Below are 14,950 nucleotides of genomic sequence, written 5' to 3' on the forward strand. Positions count from 1 at the left end.
GGCGGCTGGATGTCGGCTCGATGTCAGGCGGACGGTCAGCCGTGCGTAGTCGACGACGGGCCCGGGCAGCCGGTCGAGCAGCGCGGCCGTGTCGCGGCGGTGTCGCGGCGGTGTGGCGACCGGTTCCGGAGCCGGCGTCGAGGACTGTGGCATTCCCGGCCGGCGCCAGCCGCGCGAAGGTGCGCCGGCCCTTTGGCGCCCTGGATACCTGCCGGTCAGTGGATTCCTGAAGGTCTGTGGATTCCTGAAGGTCGGTAAGGAGACTTCTTATCAACTTCCCGGGTCCGGGATGGTGTGGGCGGGCCGGATATCGGGCAACCTTGAGACGAGTTTCATAACGCAATCTTTGTCACAGCTTGCGGCCGCGACGGAAAGGGGATCGAACGGTCATGACCGCCGATCATGCGCCGATGGGAACGGTACGCACTCCGGTCTCGGTGCGCCCCGGGGTGGCTGTGACCATTGGCTTCCTGACCATCCTGCTGGGCGCCTTCACACTTCCCGCCGCGGTGCCGGACCGGCCGTCGGTCGCGTACCTGTCGGCCGGCCTTGCCGGAGCAGCGCTCCTCCTCGGCCTGTTGCTGGCCGCCGACCTCGCCCGGGCCGCCGTCGCTCGCCGGGCCGGCGTCCAGGTGGACGGGATCACGGTCGGCGCCTTCGGTAGTCGGCTGCGCGCCGCCACCGCCGGCATCAACGAACCTCGGACGGGAGCCCGCATCGCCTGTGTCGGGTTGGCCGTCAGCGGGCTCGGTGGCGCGGGCCTGGTCACCCTGGGATGGCTCGCCCCGGGCGGCAGCCTGGCGCTGGCCGGCAGCGTCGGGCTCTGGGTCGGTGGCCTCGCGCTTCTGATCACCCTGTCGGAGCTGCTGCCCGCCCCGCGCACCGGAGGTGGGCGCCTGCTCGCGGCGCTGGTGTACCGGCGGACCGGCAGCCGTGAACGCGCGGACGCGGCAGCCGCCAGGGCCGGAGTGATCACTGGTTGGATCCTGATCGCCTCAGGTGCAGTGTTGATCTTCCTGGCAGGCGCAATGGGCCTGTGGGTCGCCTTGCTCGGGTGGCTCGCGCTCGGCTCGGGCCGGGTGGAACAGTCCCGGCTGCGGACGAACAGGGCGCTCGCGGGCGTCCGCGTCGGGGATGTGATGGGGCCCGCACCCGAGGTGGTGCCCGGTTGGCGGACGGTGTCCGCGGTCGTCGAGGACATGGCCGACCAGGTGGTACCCGCGTCCGGGCAGGTGGTGTTCGCCGTGGTCGATTTCGACGGCGGCCTCGCCGGCGTCGCACACCTGCGCGATCTTGCCGCGGTGCCGCTCGACGACCGCGGCTTGACCCGGGTGACGAAGGTCAGCGTCCCGATGGCCGCGGTGCCCACGACCACACCGAACGAGCTTCTGAGCGATCTGCTCCCGCGGCTGGCCGAGCGCCCGGCCGCCGGGTGCGCCCTGGTGCTGGACGACGGTGTAGGTGACGGCACTGTGCTGGACGGCACTGTGCTGGACGGCGGTGTCGGCAGGCCACGGCTGATCGGCACGGTCGGCTACGCGGAAATTGCCCGAGCGCTGGCGACCGTCGCGCTGGTGCCCACGGGTACGGCGCCGGTGCCGGCGCCGGCGCGGGATTGCGGGCCGCGAAACGGCCGCCCCTGATCCTTTCAGTTTCAGCCGCATCCCCCGTGCTCGCCTTCTGTGCTCGCCTTCTGTGCTTGACGGATGGGCACGCAGCGGCGCAGGAGCCTACCTGGGCAGCTGGGGGCGCAGAGTCCCGCGAGTAATGTTGCGGCCATGACGATCAGGAGCGCCGAGGCGTTGGTCAGTGGTCCACCTGTTGATTACCTGGCAGTGGGGAACCCGACCCTCGACGTCCGGCCCGATTCGTCGCTCGCGGTCGGTGGAAGTGTGGTCTACGCCATCATCCAGGCGGCGCGCCTCGGCTTGTGCGTTGCGGGACTCGGGCGCGGTTGTGCTCCGGAACTGGTACCGGTGTGGATGCCGTTTGCCACCGAGGCGTTCCTCTACATCCAGCCGTCGGCGGACACGACGCGGTTCCGCAACGAAAGCATGGACGGCCGCCGGACCCAGTGGTTGGAAAAATCCGCAGGCTCGGTGTCCGGCCTTGACCGGATTCCCGAAACTCGGGTACTGCACCTGGCTCCCGTCGCGCGGGAAATCGTCATCGAGGAGGCCGTCCGGGCACAAGCGCGGGGCCTTCTCGGCCTGACCCCGCAGGGGCTGATCCGTTCCTGGGACGAACATGGTCTCGTCCACCATCAGCCCTTGGAGATCGACGGCCCGACCGCGGCCAGGCTCGATGTGGTGGTGTTCGCGGACTATGAGGCGCCGTACCTGAAAGGCGTGGCGCAGGCGGTGCGGCGGGCCGGCGGCATCGTCGTGGTCACCAGGGGCGCCGGCGGATGTGAGGTGCTGCTGGCGACCGGCACGCAGGAGTTCCCCGCCATCGAGACGTCCCAGCTCGTCGACGACACCGGGGCCGGTGACGTGTTCGCCAGCGCGTTGTTCATCGCGTTGGACGGCGGGAGCACGGTCAGCGAGGCGGTCCGGTTCGCGGCGGCGGCAGCCGCACTGAGTATCGAGGGGATCGGTCCGCGGGCGATCGCTTCCCGTGAGGAGATCGACAAGCTGGCCGGCCAGGACAGCTCTCTCGCGTTCCCCTGACCGGATTGCGTCTGCCAGGGCACCCTTCCCTAGTCCATTCCGTAGTCAACAGTGTTGACGACTCCTACCGTCCATGATCTTGATGGGATGTCCGTAGGAAATTGTCTTCATGTGTTATGGATGTGGCCTGATGGCGACTACGGTGATCGTGCGGGGCTCAGGCCCGTAGTGCCAGAAGATCAGCCAGGCGGACTTTGTGGAGCGTGCGTTCGTCCCTTCTCACTGTGCGATGTCGGCCGCACCTATACTGTTCTGTATAGATCAATACATACAGAATGGTGGACGTGGACAAGCCCGCACATGTCATGGACCGGGATCAGCAGTGGGCCACGCTGGTCCGCTTCCTCGCACGAGGGGAACCGGCCCTGCGGATCGGCCTGCTGTCAGGACGGCGTCGCCACGGCAAGTCCTACCTGCTGCGGGCCCTGACCGAAGCGGCGGGCGGGCTGTACGTGACGGCGGTACAGGAGGAAGGCCGACGGCCGGCGCAGCGGCGGTTCGCGGCCGCTCTCGCCCGCTTCGCCGGACTGCCTGCATCCGCGGTTGAACTGGACGACTGGCAGCAGATCCTCACGACCGCGCTGGAGCTCGTGGAGCGACATCGCTCATCCGGGACGGCTCCGCTCCTGGTCATTGACGAGCTGCCCTACCTCCTTGACCATTCCCCGGAAATCCCGTCGCTTCTCCAGCACCTGTACGACGATTCGCAACTGGGGCGGACTCCAGGTGGCCGGCTCATTCTGTGCGGTTCCGCGATGAGCGTGATGACCGAGCTGCTCTCGGGGTCCCGGGCACTGCGCGGCCGGGTGGCACTGGACATGCGGCTGGGTCCGTTCGACTACCGTCAGGCGGCGGCGCTGTGGGGAGTGGCAGACCCGGAAGTGGCATTGCGCCTGCACGCTGTTCTCGGCGGTGCGCCCGGCTACCGCCAGCTCGTGCAGGACGACCCCCCGGCCACGGTCGAGCAGTTCGGCTCGTGGGTACAGGAGAACCTGCTTGATCCAGATCTTGGGTTGTTCACGCGGAGCGAGACCGAACACCTGCTCCGCGAGGATCCCCGCATCACCCGGCGGACCCTCTACTACGACATCCTGACCGCGGTCGCGTCCGGTGCGGGCACCCCGGCAAAGATCGGCAGTATGATCGGGCGGGAGCGGACAGCGCTCACCCATGCACTGGACGTCCTGGAGTCCGCGGGCTACCTGCGACGTGATCAGGACATGCTGCGCCAGCGGAACACAGTCATCACGGTGACAGATCCGATCATCAGGTTCAACCAGTTGATCACAGTGCCCTACAGTGACCTGCTGGAACGTCACGAGGCCGCCGCGGTGTGGCAGGCGTCCACCGCGACGTTCGCGGCGCAGATCCTCGGCCCGCACGTCGAGGAGCTGGCACGGACCTGGACGCGTCTCTTCGCGACGCGGGAGGTCTTCGATGGGCAGCCGCTGGGCATAGTCGGCAGCGCGGCCGTGCACGACGGCGCGGGACGCGCCAGGCACGAGGTGGATGTGCTGGCGCTCGCGGCCGGCGAGCAGCCCCGGGTGCGAGGCGGCCGCATCGCCCTGATCGGCGAGGCGAAGGCGACCGCCCAGCGCCGCACTCCGGGTGACCTCACCCGACTCGAACGCATCCGTGCGGTTCTGGCCGAGGACGGCCACGACACAGGCGACGCCGTCCTCGCGATCTTCTCGCTGACCGGCTTCAGTCCCGATCTGCGGCTTCTCGCAGACCAGCGCGACGACGTCCGCCTCATCGACGTCAACACCCTGTACGGGCGGGCCGAGCCGTGAACCGCGCTCCACTGCGCTGTCTGTCGCCCTTGATGTCTGATGTATGTACACCGGCTAGATTGACAGACCCATGTTGCCCCTGGTTCGGTGAGCGTCAGCTGTCGGTGTCCCTGGGGTGGCGGGTGGCGGAGTAGACGAGATGCACGGTCCGGCGGGTTTCGTCGACGAGGTAACGTACGCGGCCGCCAGCGGTCACCTCGTACTCCCATTGGGGGTACTCCGAGCCGCCGAGCATGGCCGTAGCGAGGCGCCCGCGTAGCCGGTGCTGCCGATCGGTGGAGCGGGAACATCGTCTCCGCGTTTGGGGCTCACGGGGCATACACCTCCCCATGGTCCTCATCCGGGAGGGGCGCCGTCAGCGCTGCGGTCAGTTCGGGGTTGGCGAGAATTCTGGCGGTGGCGCGCCACTCGACGATGACCCGGTGCAGATGGGAATGGATATCCAGTTCTGCGACGTCGCGGGTCGCGTTCACGAGGTCGGTGAGGAACTCGCGCATTTCGTCGGCGGACAGGTGCCTACTCCAGGGGAAGACCTCGGGCAGGGCGAGCAGGACAGCCCGCGCGCCTTCGTCGTTGCCAATCAGCGCGGTGAACAGACGGGCGGTGACGTCGGCGGTCTCCTCCCGCTGCCGATCATGATGCTCCGTGGTCAGGTAGAGGTTCTCGCCGTCACGCCGCGTCACCTGGACGCGCTGGGCGCGTTCGACGGTGTCAGCGACCCTCTTGGAGTTCTTCGACAGGTCGGAGAAGGAAACGGTGAGAGCGGACATAGATCAAAAATACTTCGGAACACGTTCCGAAGTCAACTGGGGTGGGTCGTCGGGGCGTTGGGGCGTTGGGCGGTCAGATCGCGAGTGCGGTGAGGATGAGGCCCAGACCCTCGTGGAACTGGGTTTCCATCGCCCCGGCGAGGTGGTCGGCGACCGCGGCGAGGTGGGGGTAGCGGGCGGCGGCCGAGCTGATCGCGGTCACCGGGGTGACGGTGGCGTCCGGACCCTTGTGGGCGATGGTCGCCGCGGTGTGGCGGGCTTCGGTCAGGGCGTGACCGAGGGTGTAGAAGAGCAGCGTCTGGAAGGCGTTCGCCGCATCATGGTCGGGCATGCCGGCGTCACGCAGCAGGCCGATCGCGTGGTTGGTCCGGTCCCAGCTGGCTTCGCCGCCCGGCGGCCGGCGCAGGACGATCGGCGCGAGGGTGGGATGGCGCAGCAGTGACCTGCGCAGCTGGGCGAACGTCTCGCGCAGGTCGGCGTGCGGGTCGTCGGTGTGGGGGAGCGGTTCCTCACCGCGCACGACCCGGTCGGCCAGCGCCTCCAGGAGCTCGTTCTTGGTGCGGAAGTGCCGGTAGACCGCGGTCGGGTCGATGTTCAGCCGGGCGCCGAGCGCTCGCATGCTGAAGCCGCCGACCCCGCCGATGTCGACGATCTCCATCGCGGTGTCGAGCAGAAGCTGCTGGGACAACGTCCCACGGGGGGTGCGGGTGTGGCGGGGCTGCGCCGTCTCCACCGGTCTCCTTTGATCTGCCTCGTAGTCGGTACCCACAGTGTAGTCAACGCTGTTGACGCCACCTCACGGCCGATCCGATCCGATTCGATCTTCATCCAGACACATATCCCTTGATAGGACGGTTGAATAGTCGCTCTGCGATTGCGGTGTGCGACAGAAAGTAGATCGCCCGGGACGGGGAAGTAAAGGCGTAGCAGATCTGCTGAGCCTGGGGAGCTGAATATGCCACACGTGGACGAAAGGGACGCTCGTAAGGCCGCCGAAGCCGCGCGGGAGACAGCATGGACGCGTCCGTCGTTCGGTAAGGAGCTGTTCCTCGGTCACCTCCGCCTCGATCTCATCTCACCGCATCCACGGCCGCCGGCGGCCGACCACGACCGGGGCGAGGCCTTCCTCACCGGGCTGGCGGCCTTCCTGCGCGAGCACGTGGATCCACTGGCGATCGAGCGGGACGGTCACATCCCGGCGGATGTCGTCGAAGGACTCAAGCGGCTCGGCGCGCTGGGTATGAAGATCCCGCAGGAGTACGGCGGCCTCGGCCTGAGCACCCTCTACTACAACCGTGCGCTGGCGCTCGCCGGCAGCTGGCACTCGTCCATCCCGACGCTGCTCTCCGCGCACCAGTCGATCGGCGTGGCCGAACCGGTCCGCAGGTTCGGCACGAGCGAGCAGAAGCGCACCTACCTGCCGCTGGTCGCCCGTAATGAGATCAGCGCGTTCCTGTTGACCGAACCGGACGTGGGAAGCGACCCGGCCCGGATGAGCGCGCGTGCGGTCCCCGTGGACGACGACACGGCCTACGAGCTGTCCGGGCGCAAGCTGTGGACCACCAACGGTGTGATCGCCGACCGGCTGGTCGTGATGGCGGTCGTACCGAAGTCCGCGGACCATCGTGGCGGCATCACCTGCTTCATCGTCGATGCCCACGCACCAGGTGTGACGGTGGAGCACCGCAACGAGTTCATGGGGCTACGCGGTATCGAGAACGGTGTCACTCACTTCGATCGGGTACGGGTACCGGCGCAGGACCGGCTCGGCAGGGAGGGTGAGGGGCTCAAGATTGCGCTGACCACCCTCAACACCGGCCGGCTGGCGTTGCCCGCGGTCTGCGCCGGCACCGCCAAATACGCGTTGCGGATCGCCCGTGAGTGGGCCGCCGAGCGGGTCCAGTGGGGTCAGCCCATCGGGCGGCACGAGGCGATCGCCCAGAAGATCGCGTTCATCGCCGCGACCACGTTCGCGATGGAGGCGGTCGTCGAACTGTCGGCGATGATGGCCGACGAAGGTGGCAAGGACATCCGGATCGAGGCCGCGCTCGCCAAGCTGTACGCGAGCGAGATGGCCTGGCTCGTCGCCGACGAGATGGTGCAGATCCGCGGTGGCCGTGGCTACGAGACAGCCCAGTCGCTGGCCAACCGGGGCGAACGGCCCGTCCCGGCCGAGCAGATGCTGCGCGACCTGCGCATCAATCGGATCTTCGAAGGCTCCAGCGAGATCATGAAGCTGCTCATCGCCCGGGAAGCCGTCGACACCCACCTGGCGGTCGCCGGCGACATCATCGACACCGAAGTCCCGTTGTCGGCCAGGGCGCGGACCTCCGCGCGCGCCGCGGGTTTCTACGCCCGCTGGCTGCCCCGGCTCGCCGTGGGGGAGGGCACCGACCCCCGTTCGTTCGCCGAGTTCGGCTCGCTCGCAGGCCATCTCCGGTTCGTCGAACGGTCCGCGCGCAAGATGGCCCGCTCCATCTTCTACGGCATGAGCCGCTGGAAGGGCGGGATGGAAAAGAGGCAGATGTTCCTCGGTCGCATCGTCGACATCGGCGCGGAGCTGTTCGCCATGAGTGCGTCCGTGGTCCGCGCGCAGATGCTGGCGCGGGACGGCGAGCCGACCGCCGTCGAGTTGGCCGACCTGTTCTGCCGGCAGTCCCGGCGGCGGGTCGACGCCCTCTTCGACGCGTTGTGGCGTAACGACGACGCCGAGAACTTCCGGGCCGCGCAGCAGGTCCTGACCGGCAGGTTCGGTTGGGCGGAGGCGGGTGTGCTCGACCCCAGTGGTGGCGGCCCGTTCCTCGCCGACGCCCGCCGCGCCGCCGAAGAAACTGATCATGCAGGCTGGGCGGACGCCGGCGCGGCCGCGACGGCTGCCGACGACTCGGACGGTGTCGATGCCGTGGACCAAGCCGCGGCGATGGGATCCGTGCGGCCGATCGGTGTGGCCCCGCGAACCTGATCCCGATCGGCCGATATCCACCGGAGAGGCCCTACACTGTCGGCTGACCGGGGATATCGATCGAAAGGGCGCCGCGTCATGTCCGAGCTTTCCGAGGCCCCTGACCAGGCCCTCTTGTCGTTGGACACGTCGATCCCGCATTCGGCCCGGGTCTGGAACTACTGGCTCGGCGGTAAGGACAACTTCGCGGCTGACCGTGAGATGGCCGAGCACATCCTCACGGTGATGCCCAGCCTCGTGATGTCCGCCCGCGCCGACCGGGCGTTCCTCGGCCGGGTTGTCCGCTATCTCGTAGCGGAGGCGGGGATCCGGCAGTTTCTGGACGTCGGCACCGGTCTACCCACGGCCGACAACACGCACGAAGTCGCACAGGCGCTCGCGCCGGAGTGCCGGATCGTCTACGTGGACAACGATCCGATCGTGCTGGTACACGCCCGCGCTCTGCTGACCAGCAGCCCGTCGGGGACAACGGAGTACGTCGATGCCGACCTGCGCGACCCGGAGAAGATCCTGCTGGCGGCGCAGGCCACGCTCGACTTCACCCGGCCGGTCGCGTTGATGCTCCTCGGCTCCCTGAACTTCGTCGTTGACACCGCACAGGCGCGGGCGAGCGTCGCGACGTTTCTTGCCGCACTACCGGCTGGTAGTTACCTGGTGGTCGCTCATCCGAGCGCGGAGGTCCACGGCGAGGCGATGGAGGAAGCGGTCCGGCTCTGGAACGACGCAGGCTCATCGCAGATGACTCTGCGTAACCGCGAGGAGATCGCCGCTTTCTTCGACGGCCTGGAGCTGCTGGAGCCCGGGGTGGTGTCGTGCTCGCGGTGGCAGCCGGATTCCGCCGAAGCGGGTGCGGCCGAGGTGTCACAGTTCTGCGCGGTCGGACGAAAGCCGTAACGCGCTTTCCGCACCCGAACGCGCCGACCCTGCGTCTGCGTCGGCTGGGTCTGCGGTGCTGGTTGGGTCTGCGACAGGCACGACGCGGTCGAAGAACCGCAACAACTCGACCGGAATCGGCATCACCAGCGTGGAGTTCTTTTCCGCAGCCACCTCGACCACGGTCTGCAGGAGTCGCAACTGCAGGCCGCTGGGATCCGCGGCCAACACCCGGCCGGCCTGGGCGAGCATCCGGGACGCCTGGAACTCACCCTCAGCCGTGATCACACGGGCTCGCCGTTCCCGTTCGGCTTCGGCCTGCTTCGACATCGACCGCTTCATCGACTCGGGAAGCGCGAGGTCCTTCAGTTCGACCCGTTCGATCTTGACTCCCCACGGCTTCTCGGTGGGTTCGTCGATCACCGCACGCAGCTCGGCATTCACCCTTTCCTGGTCGGAAAGAAGTTGATCAAGTTCGCTGCGGCCGATGACCGAACGCAGTGAGGTCTGCGCCACCTCAGTCACGGCGAACGTGTAGTTCTCGACGTTGACGATCGCCTTGACCGGGTCGATGACCCGGAAGTAGACGACCGCCTCCACGGTAAGCGTCACGTTGTCCCGGGTGATGCACTCCTGGGTGGGCACAGACATCGCCACGATCCGCATGTTGACCTTGACGATATGGTCGATGCCGAACGGAACAACCAATGTCAGACCGGGGGAGCGGAGTTTGGGCCGCAGCCGGCCGAAGCGGAACACCAGCCCCCGCTCGTACTGCTGCACTGTTCTCAGCGAGGTGAGCAGCACCAGCACGGCGATCACGATCAGGACGATCAGTAAGACGATCACAAAAAGGGATCATAGCCTGCCCGCTGCCGGTACGGGGTATCTGTCGCTTTTCTAACCATCGGCTATGGGATAAAGCCTGATATCCCGCCATCATGAGGTCATGCAACGCGACGACCCAGATGCCGGTGATGGGATGGTCGGGGAGGGGATGGCCGGGCTCGGTGCGTCGTGTCCCTTCACGGTGGAAAGACCGATCATGCGACAGCGCTGGGAGCGGCTGACGTTCGTGCACTGGCCCTTCGATCCGGCGGTGGTACAGCAGCTTCTTCCGGGCGGCCTGCGGGTCGACACCTACGACGGGGCGGCATGGGTCGGCCTGGTGCCGTTCTTCATGCGGGTCGCGACCGCGGCCGGGCACGGGGTGGCGTGGGCGTCGACCTTCTGCGAAACCAACGTCCGTACCTACGTTCATGATCATGAAGGGCGGCGGGGAATCTGGTTTTTCTCTCTGGACGCGGCCCGGCTCGGTGCGGTGGGCGTCGCGCGCACCACCTACCGGCTGCCCTACTTCTGGTCGTCGATGCGGCTGGTGGAGACCCCGGACGAGATCTCCTACACCTGCGCCCGGCGGTGGCCCGGTCCGCGCGCCACCAGCCGGATGACGATCCGGATCGGTGAGCCGTTCGGATCCGGTGACCTCGACGAGCGGGACCATTTCCTGACGGCCCGGTGGATCCTGTTCAGCGCGGCCGGTACCCGGCGCCGCTTCGCGCGGGCATGGCACGAGCCGTGGCCGATGCACCGGGCCAAGGCTGTGGCGCTCGACGACAGGCTCGTCGCCGCGGCCGGACTTCCGCAGCCGCGGGACGAACCCCTGGTGCACTACTCCCCGGGAGTCGATGTTCGCATCGGCCGACCCGAACGCTACCGGCCGATGCCGTCCTAAACGGCTGGTCAGGGGTGCTGGGGCACGCTGTCTGGATAGGGCCCCCAGGCCTCCCGGTTGGCGGTGGCCGGTTTGCGACCGAGCTTGCCGGCCCGGACCTGGGTGGCGAGGCTGTCGAGAATCACCCGGCTGGACAGCAGCGCGGTCTGTTCGGCCCAGTCGTAGGGCGGTGAACACTCGACGACCTCGATGCCCGCCAGGCCGGGCTCGGAGATCATACGGACGAGGTTGAGGGCCTCGCGGGGCAGGAGACCGCCCGGTTCGGGCCAACCGGTTCCGGGGACGAAGCCGGCGTCGATCACGTCGATGTCGAAGGACAGGTACACGGCCTTGGCGTTTTTCCACGCCGTCTCCAGGGCGAGTTCGGCGACTTTCTCGATGCCGACACGTTCCACGTCGCCAACGGTGATGACGGTCGTGCCGCGCTCACGGCCGACCGTGACCCCGGCCCGTGGCGCCTGCCAGCCGCCGATGCCGATCTGGACCAGGTTGGTGGCCGGCGCGTTGCCGATGTTGGTCGCGTGGAACCACGGCGTGGTGTGCATCCGCTCGTCGAGGTCGCTTGCCTGAGTGTCGACGTGGCGGTCGAAATGAATGATGCCGATGTTGCCGTCCAGGTACGGCGCCATCCCACGGATGGTCGGGAAGCCGATCGAGTGGTCCCCACCCAGGACGACCGGCATCACACCCTGTTGCACGACGTGGGCCATTGCCTGGCTGATCTGGTCGAAGGACTTCTCCAGGTTGCCGGGAATGGTGAACACGTCGCCGATGTCGACCAGGTTGAGCTGCTCGCGCAGATCGACGCCGAGTTCGTAGGAGTAGGTGCCGAACAGGTTGGTCGAGCGCCGGATCCCCTGCGGGCCGAAGCGGGTACCCGGCCGGTATGTCGTCCCAGCGTCCAGAGGAACCCCGAAGACTGCCACCTCGGCGTCGGCGACGTCGTGTACGTCCTCGATGTACGGGCATTTCAGGAAGGTGCCCCGTTCACCGGCGAAGTGCGGTATCTCCCCGCGGGCGAAGGTCGGAATCGTCCGATCAGTGATCGTCGGCGCGCCCGCCAGGCCGTGAGCGAGCCGGCGTTGGATCTCCTCCTCCGCTCGCCGGGTCGGCAGTTGGGCCTCGGCCCGCTGAGCCCAGTTTCCCTCACGGTCGACCCGGTCGTTTCCGGACGCCACCATCCCATGCCTCCACAATGCTGTTCGGGTACCTGTCCTGGTACCTGTCCTCGTACCGTCCGAATGCCTCGTTGCAGGTACGGTCGGCTTATGGTGTAACCATTTCCCTGCCAGCGGTCAGGCGTTCGGCTTCACCTCGCATGCGGGCAAGAATCGACAGGCGGTCCTCCTCGAGAATCCGACGCGTGGTGATCCGGTCCGGATAGCTACGCATGAACATGTTGGTGAAATGACTGCCATAGTGGATGTAATCAGAAGTCGGGCCGGACAACGGACGGACGCAGGCCTCGAAATTCGGCTCGTGGAAGTAGGCGAGTGCGAAGCGCTCCCGGGTGTTCAGCCTGACCTTGTGCGGGGTTGAAAGAAGAAATCCGTTCGTCAGGAACTGAAGAATGTCACCGGGGAACACCGTCAGTACGCTCGGCACCGGCTTCACGAACGTCCACGGATCGACATCTTCGTACATTCCCGCCGCGCTTTCGTCCGCCAGCCAGTTCCTGTTCCGCCGCTCGCCCGCAACGGGTGGACGTATGTAGAGTCCGCCCACGTCGTCCTGGGCGGCGATCACCAGCAGTCCGTAGTCGGTATGGGCGCCGATGCCCCGGGAGGTCTGCTCCGATGCGGCGGGGAAGCGCAGCACCCGCATGTGGTGCCAGCCGTCGTCGGTCAGTTGTGTCAATGCGTCGATGTCAGCCGCTCCCAGCCCCAGAGCGGTCAGTTTGAGTAATCTTTCACCGAACGTACCGACTTCGTCCATGAACGCCTGCATGCTCCGCTGGTAGTCGGCGTCAGGCCACGGGGCCGGGCCGTGGCACGGCCACTGTCCCTCTACGCGGGCATCGTCGCGAGCGACGTCCTTGCACACGGTGAAAATCTCGGAATAGTCCGCCTCGCCGGCCGTGACCTCTTCCCCGGACGCGATGTAGCCGCTGTAGGTCAGATCACTGACGCACCCGGACTTGACCGTCATGGGCATGCGGAAAAAGCGTCTGCTCGCCTCGATCGCAGCCTGGGTCTTCTGGTCCTGGGCCGGGCTCGTGGCGACCTGGAAAATTCCGTCCATTCGCCATGCCTGCATCATCGCACGCGCCAGAACGATGTCGGATTCCGTCCCGTTGACGGATTCGGGCAGGTGGAAGGTTCGTAGCTCAGTCAACTCGGCCTCCTTGCGTGGAGGATCGCCGCTGCGACCCGCTTCAGAACATCGGAGCCGCACCATCGGAGCCGCACCATCGGAGCTCCGTCGGAAAGGCCGGGAGGTGCCGATCGTGATGTGGGTTCAGTTTCCCGCGATTCTCCTGATTGATCCAGGATGGCGATGTGCCGGTATCGGCAGCGCCCGGCTGCCTGCTGCCTCAGTCGCGGGACTGGTATTGTCACTACCACCGTCAGCGCGCTGTTCCCGCTGCTGGAGCATTCAGTCCAGCGTGAGTCGGCCCGATCGACAGGCTGTCGTCACCAGAGAGCGCCTGCTCCCCAACCCTGATCATTCGTGGCCGGGTGGTTTCAGGACAAAGTCAGGCCGGGCCTCAATCGGACAGGAGCGTCCGGCTGCTAAGGAGGTCGGCAATGGCGGTGCGAGAGTTGTGGGCTCGCAGTGCAAGAAAAAGGACGAGTCGTACCGTCGAGGCATTGGTGTGTGCTGTTGGATTTATCATCGTGAGCTGTGGGCCCGCCGCCGCGGCGAGTTCGAGAGCGGTCTCGCCTCGCCTCTGTGCGACGAAGCCCGCCCCCCCATCGGGCAGCGCTGGTATGTCGAGCGGTTCGGCCACCCCTGCACCGATCATGTCGGGCAGCAGCGTGTGGAGCTTCGTGTCCGCGCCGAACCTGCATCCCATGCGGGTTGCCGTGACCACGCAACGACCGGGAACGGCGCCCGGCAAGATTTTTGTCGCCCCCTACAGCCTGAGCGGGATGGTCGGCCAGACGGGGTCACTGATCGCCGACGACTCCGGCGATCCGGTCTGGTTCCGCCCGCTGTCCTCGACGAATCTCCAGAACGCCGACTTCAGGGTGCAGACCTATCACAACTCCCGGACCGGAACGGCGCAGCCGGTGTTGACCTGGTGGCAGGGATCCATCGCCATCCCGCCTACGTATACGAACCTGCCGGGCGGCGCACCCGAGCCGGGCGGGTGTTACTACATCTACGACACCCACTATCGTCTGCTCAGGACGGTATCGGCGCGGCACGGATTCAACGCGGACGAGCACGAGTTCCTCCTGACCCGCCGGGGGACTGCGCTGTTCATCGCGTCTAAACCGGTACCCATGGATCTCCGCCCCTACGGGGGTCCCAGAAATGGTGCGATCCTGGACAGTGAGATCCAGGAGGTCGACCTTGCCACCGGCAGACTTGTCTTCTCGTGGGACATGCTGGCGCATGTGAACCCGACCGATTCGCAGGTGCCGGCCTCCGATGCGTCGTCATCCGCTGGGATATGGGATCCGTACCACATGAATTCGATCGACGAGGGAGCCGGCGGGCAGCTGTTGGTCTCTGCTCGCAATATGTGGGCGGTCTACGACATCGTCAAGCGTACCGGGAGGATCCGTTGGCAACTCGGTGGCAAGAAGAGTGACTTCACTCTCGGTCAGAACGCGGACTTCTACTGGCAGCACGATGCCCGATTCCGGCCGGGAAACACGATCAGCATGTTCGACGACGGCTGCTGCAATTCACCGGACAACACACCCGAACAGCAGTCGCACGGCCTGATCCTCAGCCTCGACTTTCGTCACCACCACGCGTCCGCCGTGAAGACCTACTATCATGAGCCACCGTTGTACGCGGCATCCCAGGGAAGTACGCAGGCGCTGTCCAACGGCGACGCGTTCATCGGGTGGGGTCAGGAGTCGTACTATTCGGAGTACGCGGGTGCGGGAAACTCCGAGAACAACGGCCTGCAGAGCCTGCGCTACGACGCGAAGATGCCGGGTTCCAACATCTCCTATCGAGCGTTTCGGAAC

13 protein-coding genes are annotated in these 14,950 nt (G+C 66.8%); 7 read left to right on the top strand and 6 right to left on the bottom strand.

Translation table 11 applies throughout. From position 1 onward, the window contains the following. Window positions 1-389 precede the first annotated feature (389 nt). From U9979_RS11705 to U9979_RS11715, 3 genes are all read left to right on the top strand, one after another. Window positions 390-1,643, top strand: a complete 1,254-nt coding sequence (locus U9979_RS11705) for a peptidase M50 (RefSeq protein ID WP_322779409.1) — start codon at window positions 390-392, stop codon at window positions 1,641-1,643. Window positions 1,644-1,778: 135 nt separating this feature from the next. Then, the gene (locus U9979_RS11710) at window positions 1,779-2,669 is read left to right on the top strand and encodes a PfkB family carbohydrate kinase (RefSeq protein WP_322751953.1); all 891 of its coding nucleotides are present in this window, start codon (window positions 1,779-1,781) and stop codon (window positions 2,667-2,669) included. Window positions 2,670-2,974: 305 nt separating this feature from the next. After that, window positions 2,975-4,462 carry an AAA family ATPase gene (locus tag U9979_RS11715; protein WP_416219996.1) on the top strand — a complete coding sequence of 496 codons (1,488 nt, stop codon included), beginning with the start codon at window positions 2,975-2,977 and terminating at the stop codon, window positions 4,460-4,462. Window positions 4,463-4,770: 308 nt separating this feature from the next. On the opposite strand, the gene U9979_RS11720 is transcribed toward U9979_RS11715, so the two are convergent. Next, window positions 4,771-5,232, bottom strand: coding sequence for a hypothetical protein (locus U9979_RS11720; RefSeq protein ID WP_322756570.1), 462 nt, complete (start codon window positions 5,230-5,232; stop codon window positions 4,771-4,773). A 73-nt stretch (window positions 5,233-5,305) separates the two neighbouring features. Next, complete coding sequence (locus U9979_RS11725) at window positions 5,306-5,965, bottom strand: TetR/AcrR family transcriptional regulator (protein WP_322751074.1); 660 nt, start codon at window positions 5,963-5,965, stop codon at window positions 5,306-5,308. A gap of 222 nt (window positions 5,966-6,187) precedes the next feature. On the opposite strand from U9979_RS11725, the gene U9979_RS11730 reads away from it, so the two are divergent. Together U9979_RS11730 and U9979_RS11735 are read left to right on the top strand one after the other, a co-directional pair. Continuing rightward, window positions 6,188-8,194 carry an acyl-CoA dehydrogenase family protein gene (locus U9979_RS11730; protein WP_322779411.1) on the top strand — a complete coding sequence of 669 codons (2,007 nt, stop codon included), beginning with the start codon at window positions 6,188-6,190 and terminating at the stop codon, window positions 8,192-8,194. A gap of 78 nt (window positions 8,195-8,272) precedes the next feature. Continuing rightward, window positions 8,273-9,088: an SAM-dependent methyltransferase gene (locus U9979_RS11735; protein WP_322779412.1), complete on the top strand. Its 816-nt coding sequence runs from the start codon at window positions 8,273-8,275 to the stop codon at window positions 9,086-9,088. Here U9979_RS11735 and U9979_RS11740 read toward each other — a convergent pair. Then, a complete protein-coding gene (locus U9979_RS11740) occupies window positions 9,056-9,916 on the bottom strand; it encodes a slipin family protein (RefSeq protein ID WP_322779413.1) in 861 nt (286 codons plus the stop codon). The genes U9979_RS11735 and U9979_RS11740 overlap by 33 nt on opposite strands. 100 nt (window positions 9,917-10,016) lie before the next feature. Between U9979_RS11740 and U9979_RS11745 the strand changes: the two genes are divergently transcribed. Beyond that, window positions 10,017-10,802 carry a DUF2071 domain-containing protein gene (locus tag U9979_RS11745; RefSeq protein ID WP_322779414.1) on the top strand — a complete coding sequence of 262 codons (786 nt, stop codon included), beginning with the start codon at window positions 10,017-10,019 and terminating at the stop codon, window positions 10,800-10,802. An 8-nt stretch (window positions 10,803-10,810) separates the two neighbouring features. On the opposite strand, the gene speB is transcribed toward U9979_RS11745, so the two are convergent. The 3 genes from speB to U9979_RS11760 form a co-directional block, all read right to left on the bottom strand. Further along, window positions 10,811-11,983, bottom strand: coding sequence for an agmatinase (gene speB / locus U9979_RS11750; protein ID WP_322779415.1), 1,173 nt, complete (start codon window positions 11,981-11,983; stop codon window positions 10,811-10,813). Between the two features lie 85 nt (window positions 11,984-12,068). Continuing rightward, a complete protein-coding gene (locus U9979_RS11755; RefSeq protein WP_322779416.1) occupies window positions 12,069-13,136 on the bottom strand; it encodes a 2OG-Fe(II) oxygenase family protein in 1,068 nt (355 codons plus the stop codon). A gap of 373 nt (window positions 13,137-13,509) precedes the next feature. Beyond that, entirely contained in the window at window positions 13,510-13,836 is a 327-nt protein-coding gene (locus tag U9979_RS11760) for a hypothetical protein (protein WP_322779417.1), read from the bottom strand. Between U9979_RS11760 and U9979_RS11765 the strand changes: the two genes are divergently transcribed. Then, the coding region (locus U9979_RS11765) for an arylsulfotransferase family protein (protein WP_322779418.1) at window positions 13,829-14,950 on the top strand (1,122 nt) is incomplete at its 3' end. The two genes, U9979_RS11760 and U9979_RS11765, sit on opposite strands and share 8 nt — an antisense overlap.

It is taken from the genome of Protofrankia sp. Cas4 (genome assembly GCF_963555915.1).
GTDB lineage: Bacteria > Actinomycetota > Actinomycetes > Frankiales > Frankiaceae > Protofrankia.

Coding starts and splice junctions, on each gene's coding strand:
- U9979_RS11705 (WP_322779409.1), top strand. CDS start 390: ATGACCGCCGATCATGCGCCGATGGGAACGGTACGCACTCCGGTCTCG.
- U9979_RS11710 (WP_322751953.1), top strand. CDS start 1,779: ATGACGATCAGGAGCGCCGAGGCGTTGGTCAGTGGTCCACCTGTTGAT.
- U9979_RS11715 (WP_416219996.1), top strand. CDS start 2,975: ATGGACCGGGATCAGCAGTGGGCCACGCTGGTCCGCTTCCTCGCACGA.
- U9979_RS11720 (WP_322756570.1), bottom strand. CDS start 5,232: ATGTCCGCTCTCACCGTTTCCTTCTCCGACCTGTCGAAGAACTCCAAG.
- U9979_RS11730 (WP_322779411.1), top strand. CDS start 6,188: ATGCCACACGTGGACGAAAGGGACGCTCGTAAGGCCGCCGAAGCCGCG.
- U9979_RS11735 (WP_322779412.1), top strand. CDS start 8,273: ATGTCCGAGCTTTCCGAGGCCCCTGACCAGGCCCTCTTGTCGTTGGAC.
- U9979_RS11745 (WP_322779414.1), top strand. CDS start 10,017: ATGCAACGCGACGACCCAGATGCCGGTGATGGGATGGTCGGGGAGGGG.
- speB (WP_322779415.1), bottom strand. CDS start 11,983: ATGGTGGCGTCCGGAAACGACCGGGTCGACCGTGAGGGAAACTGGGCT.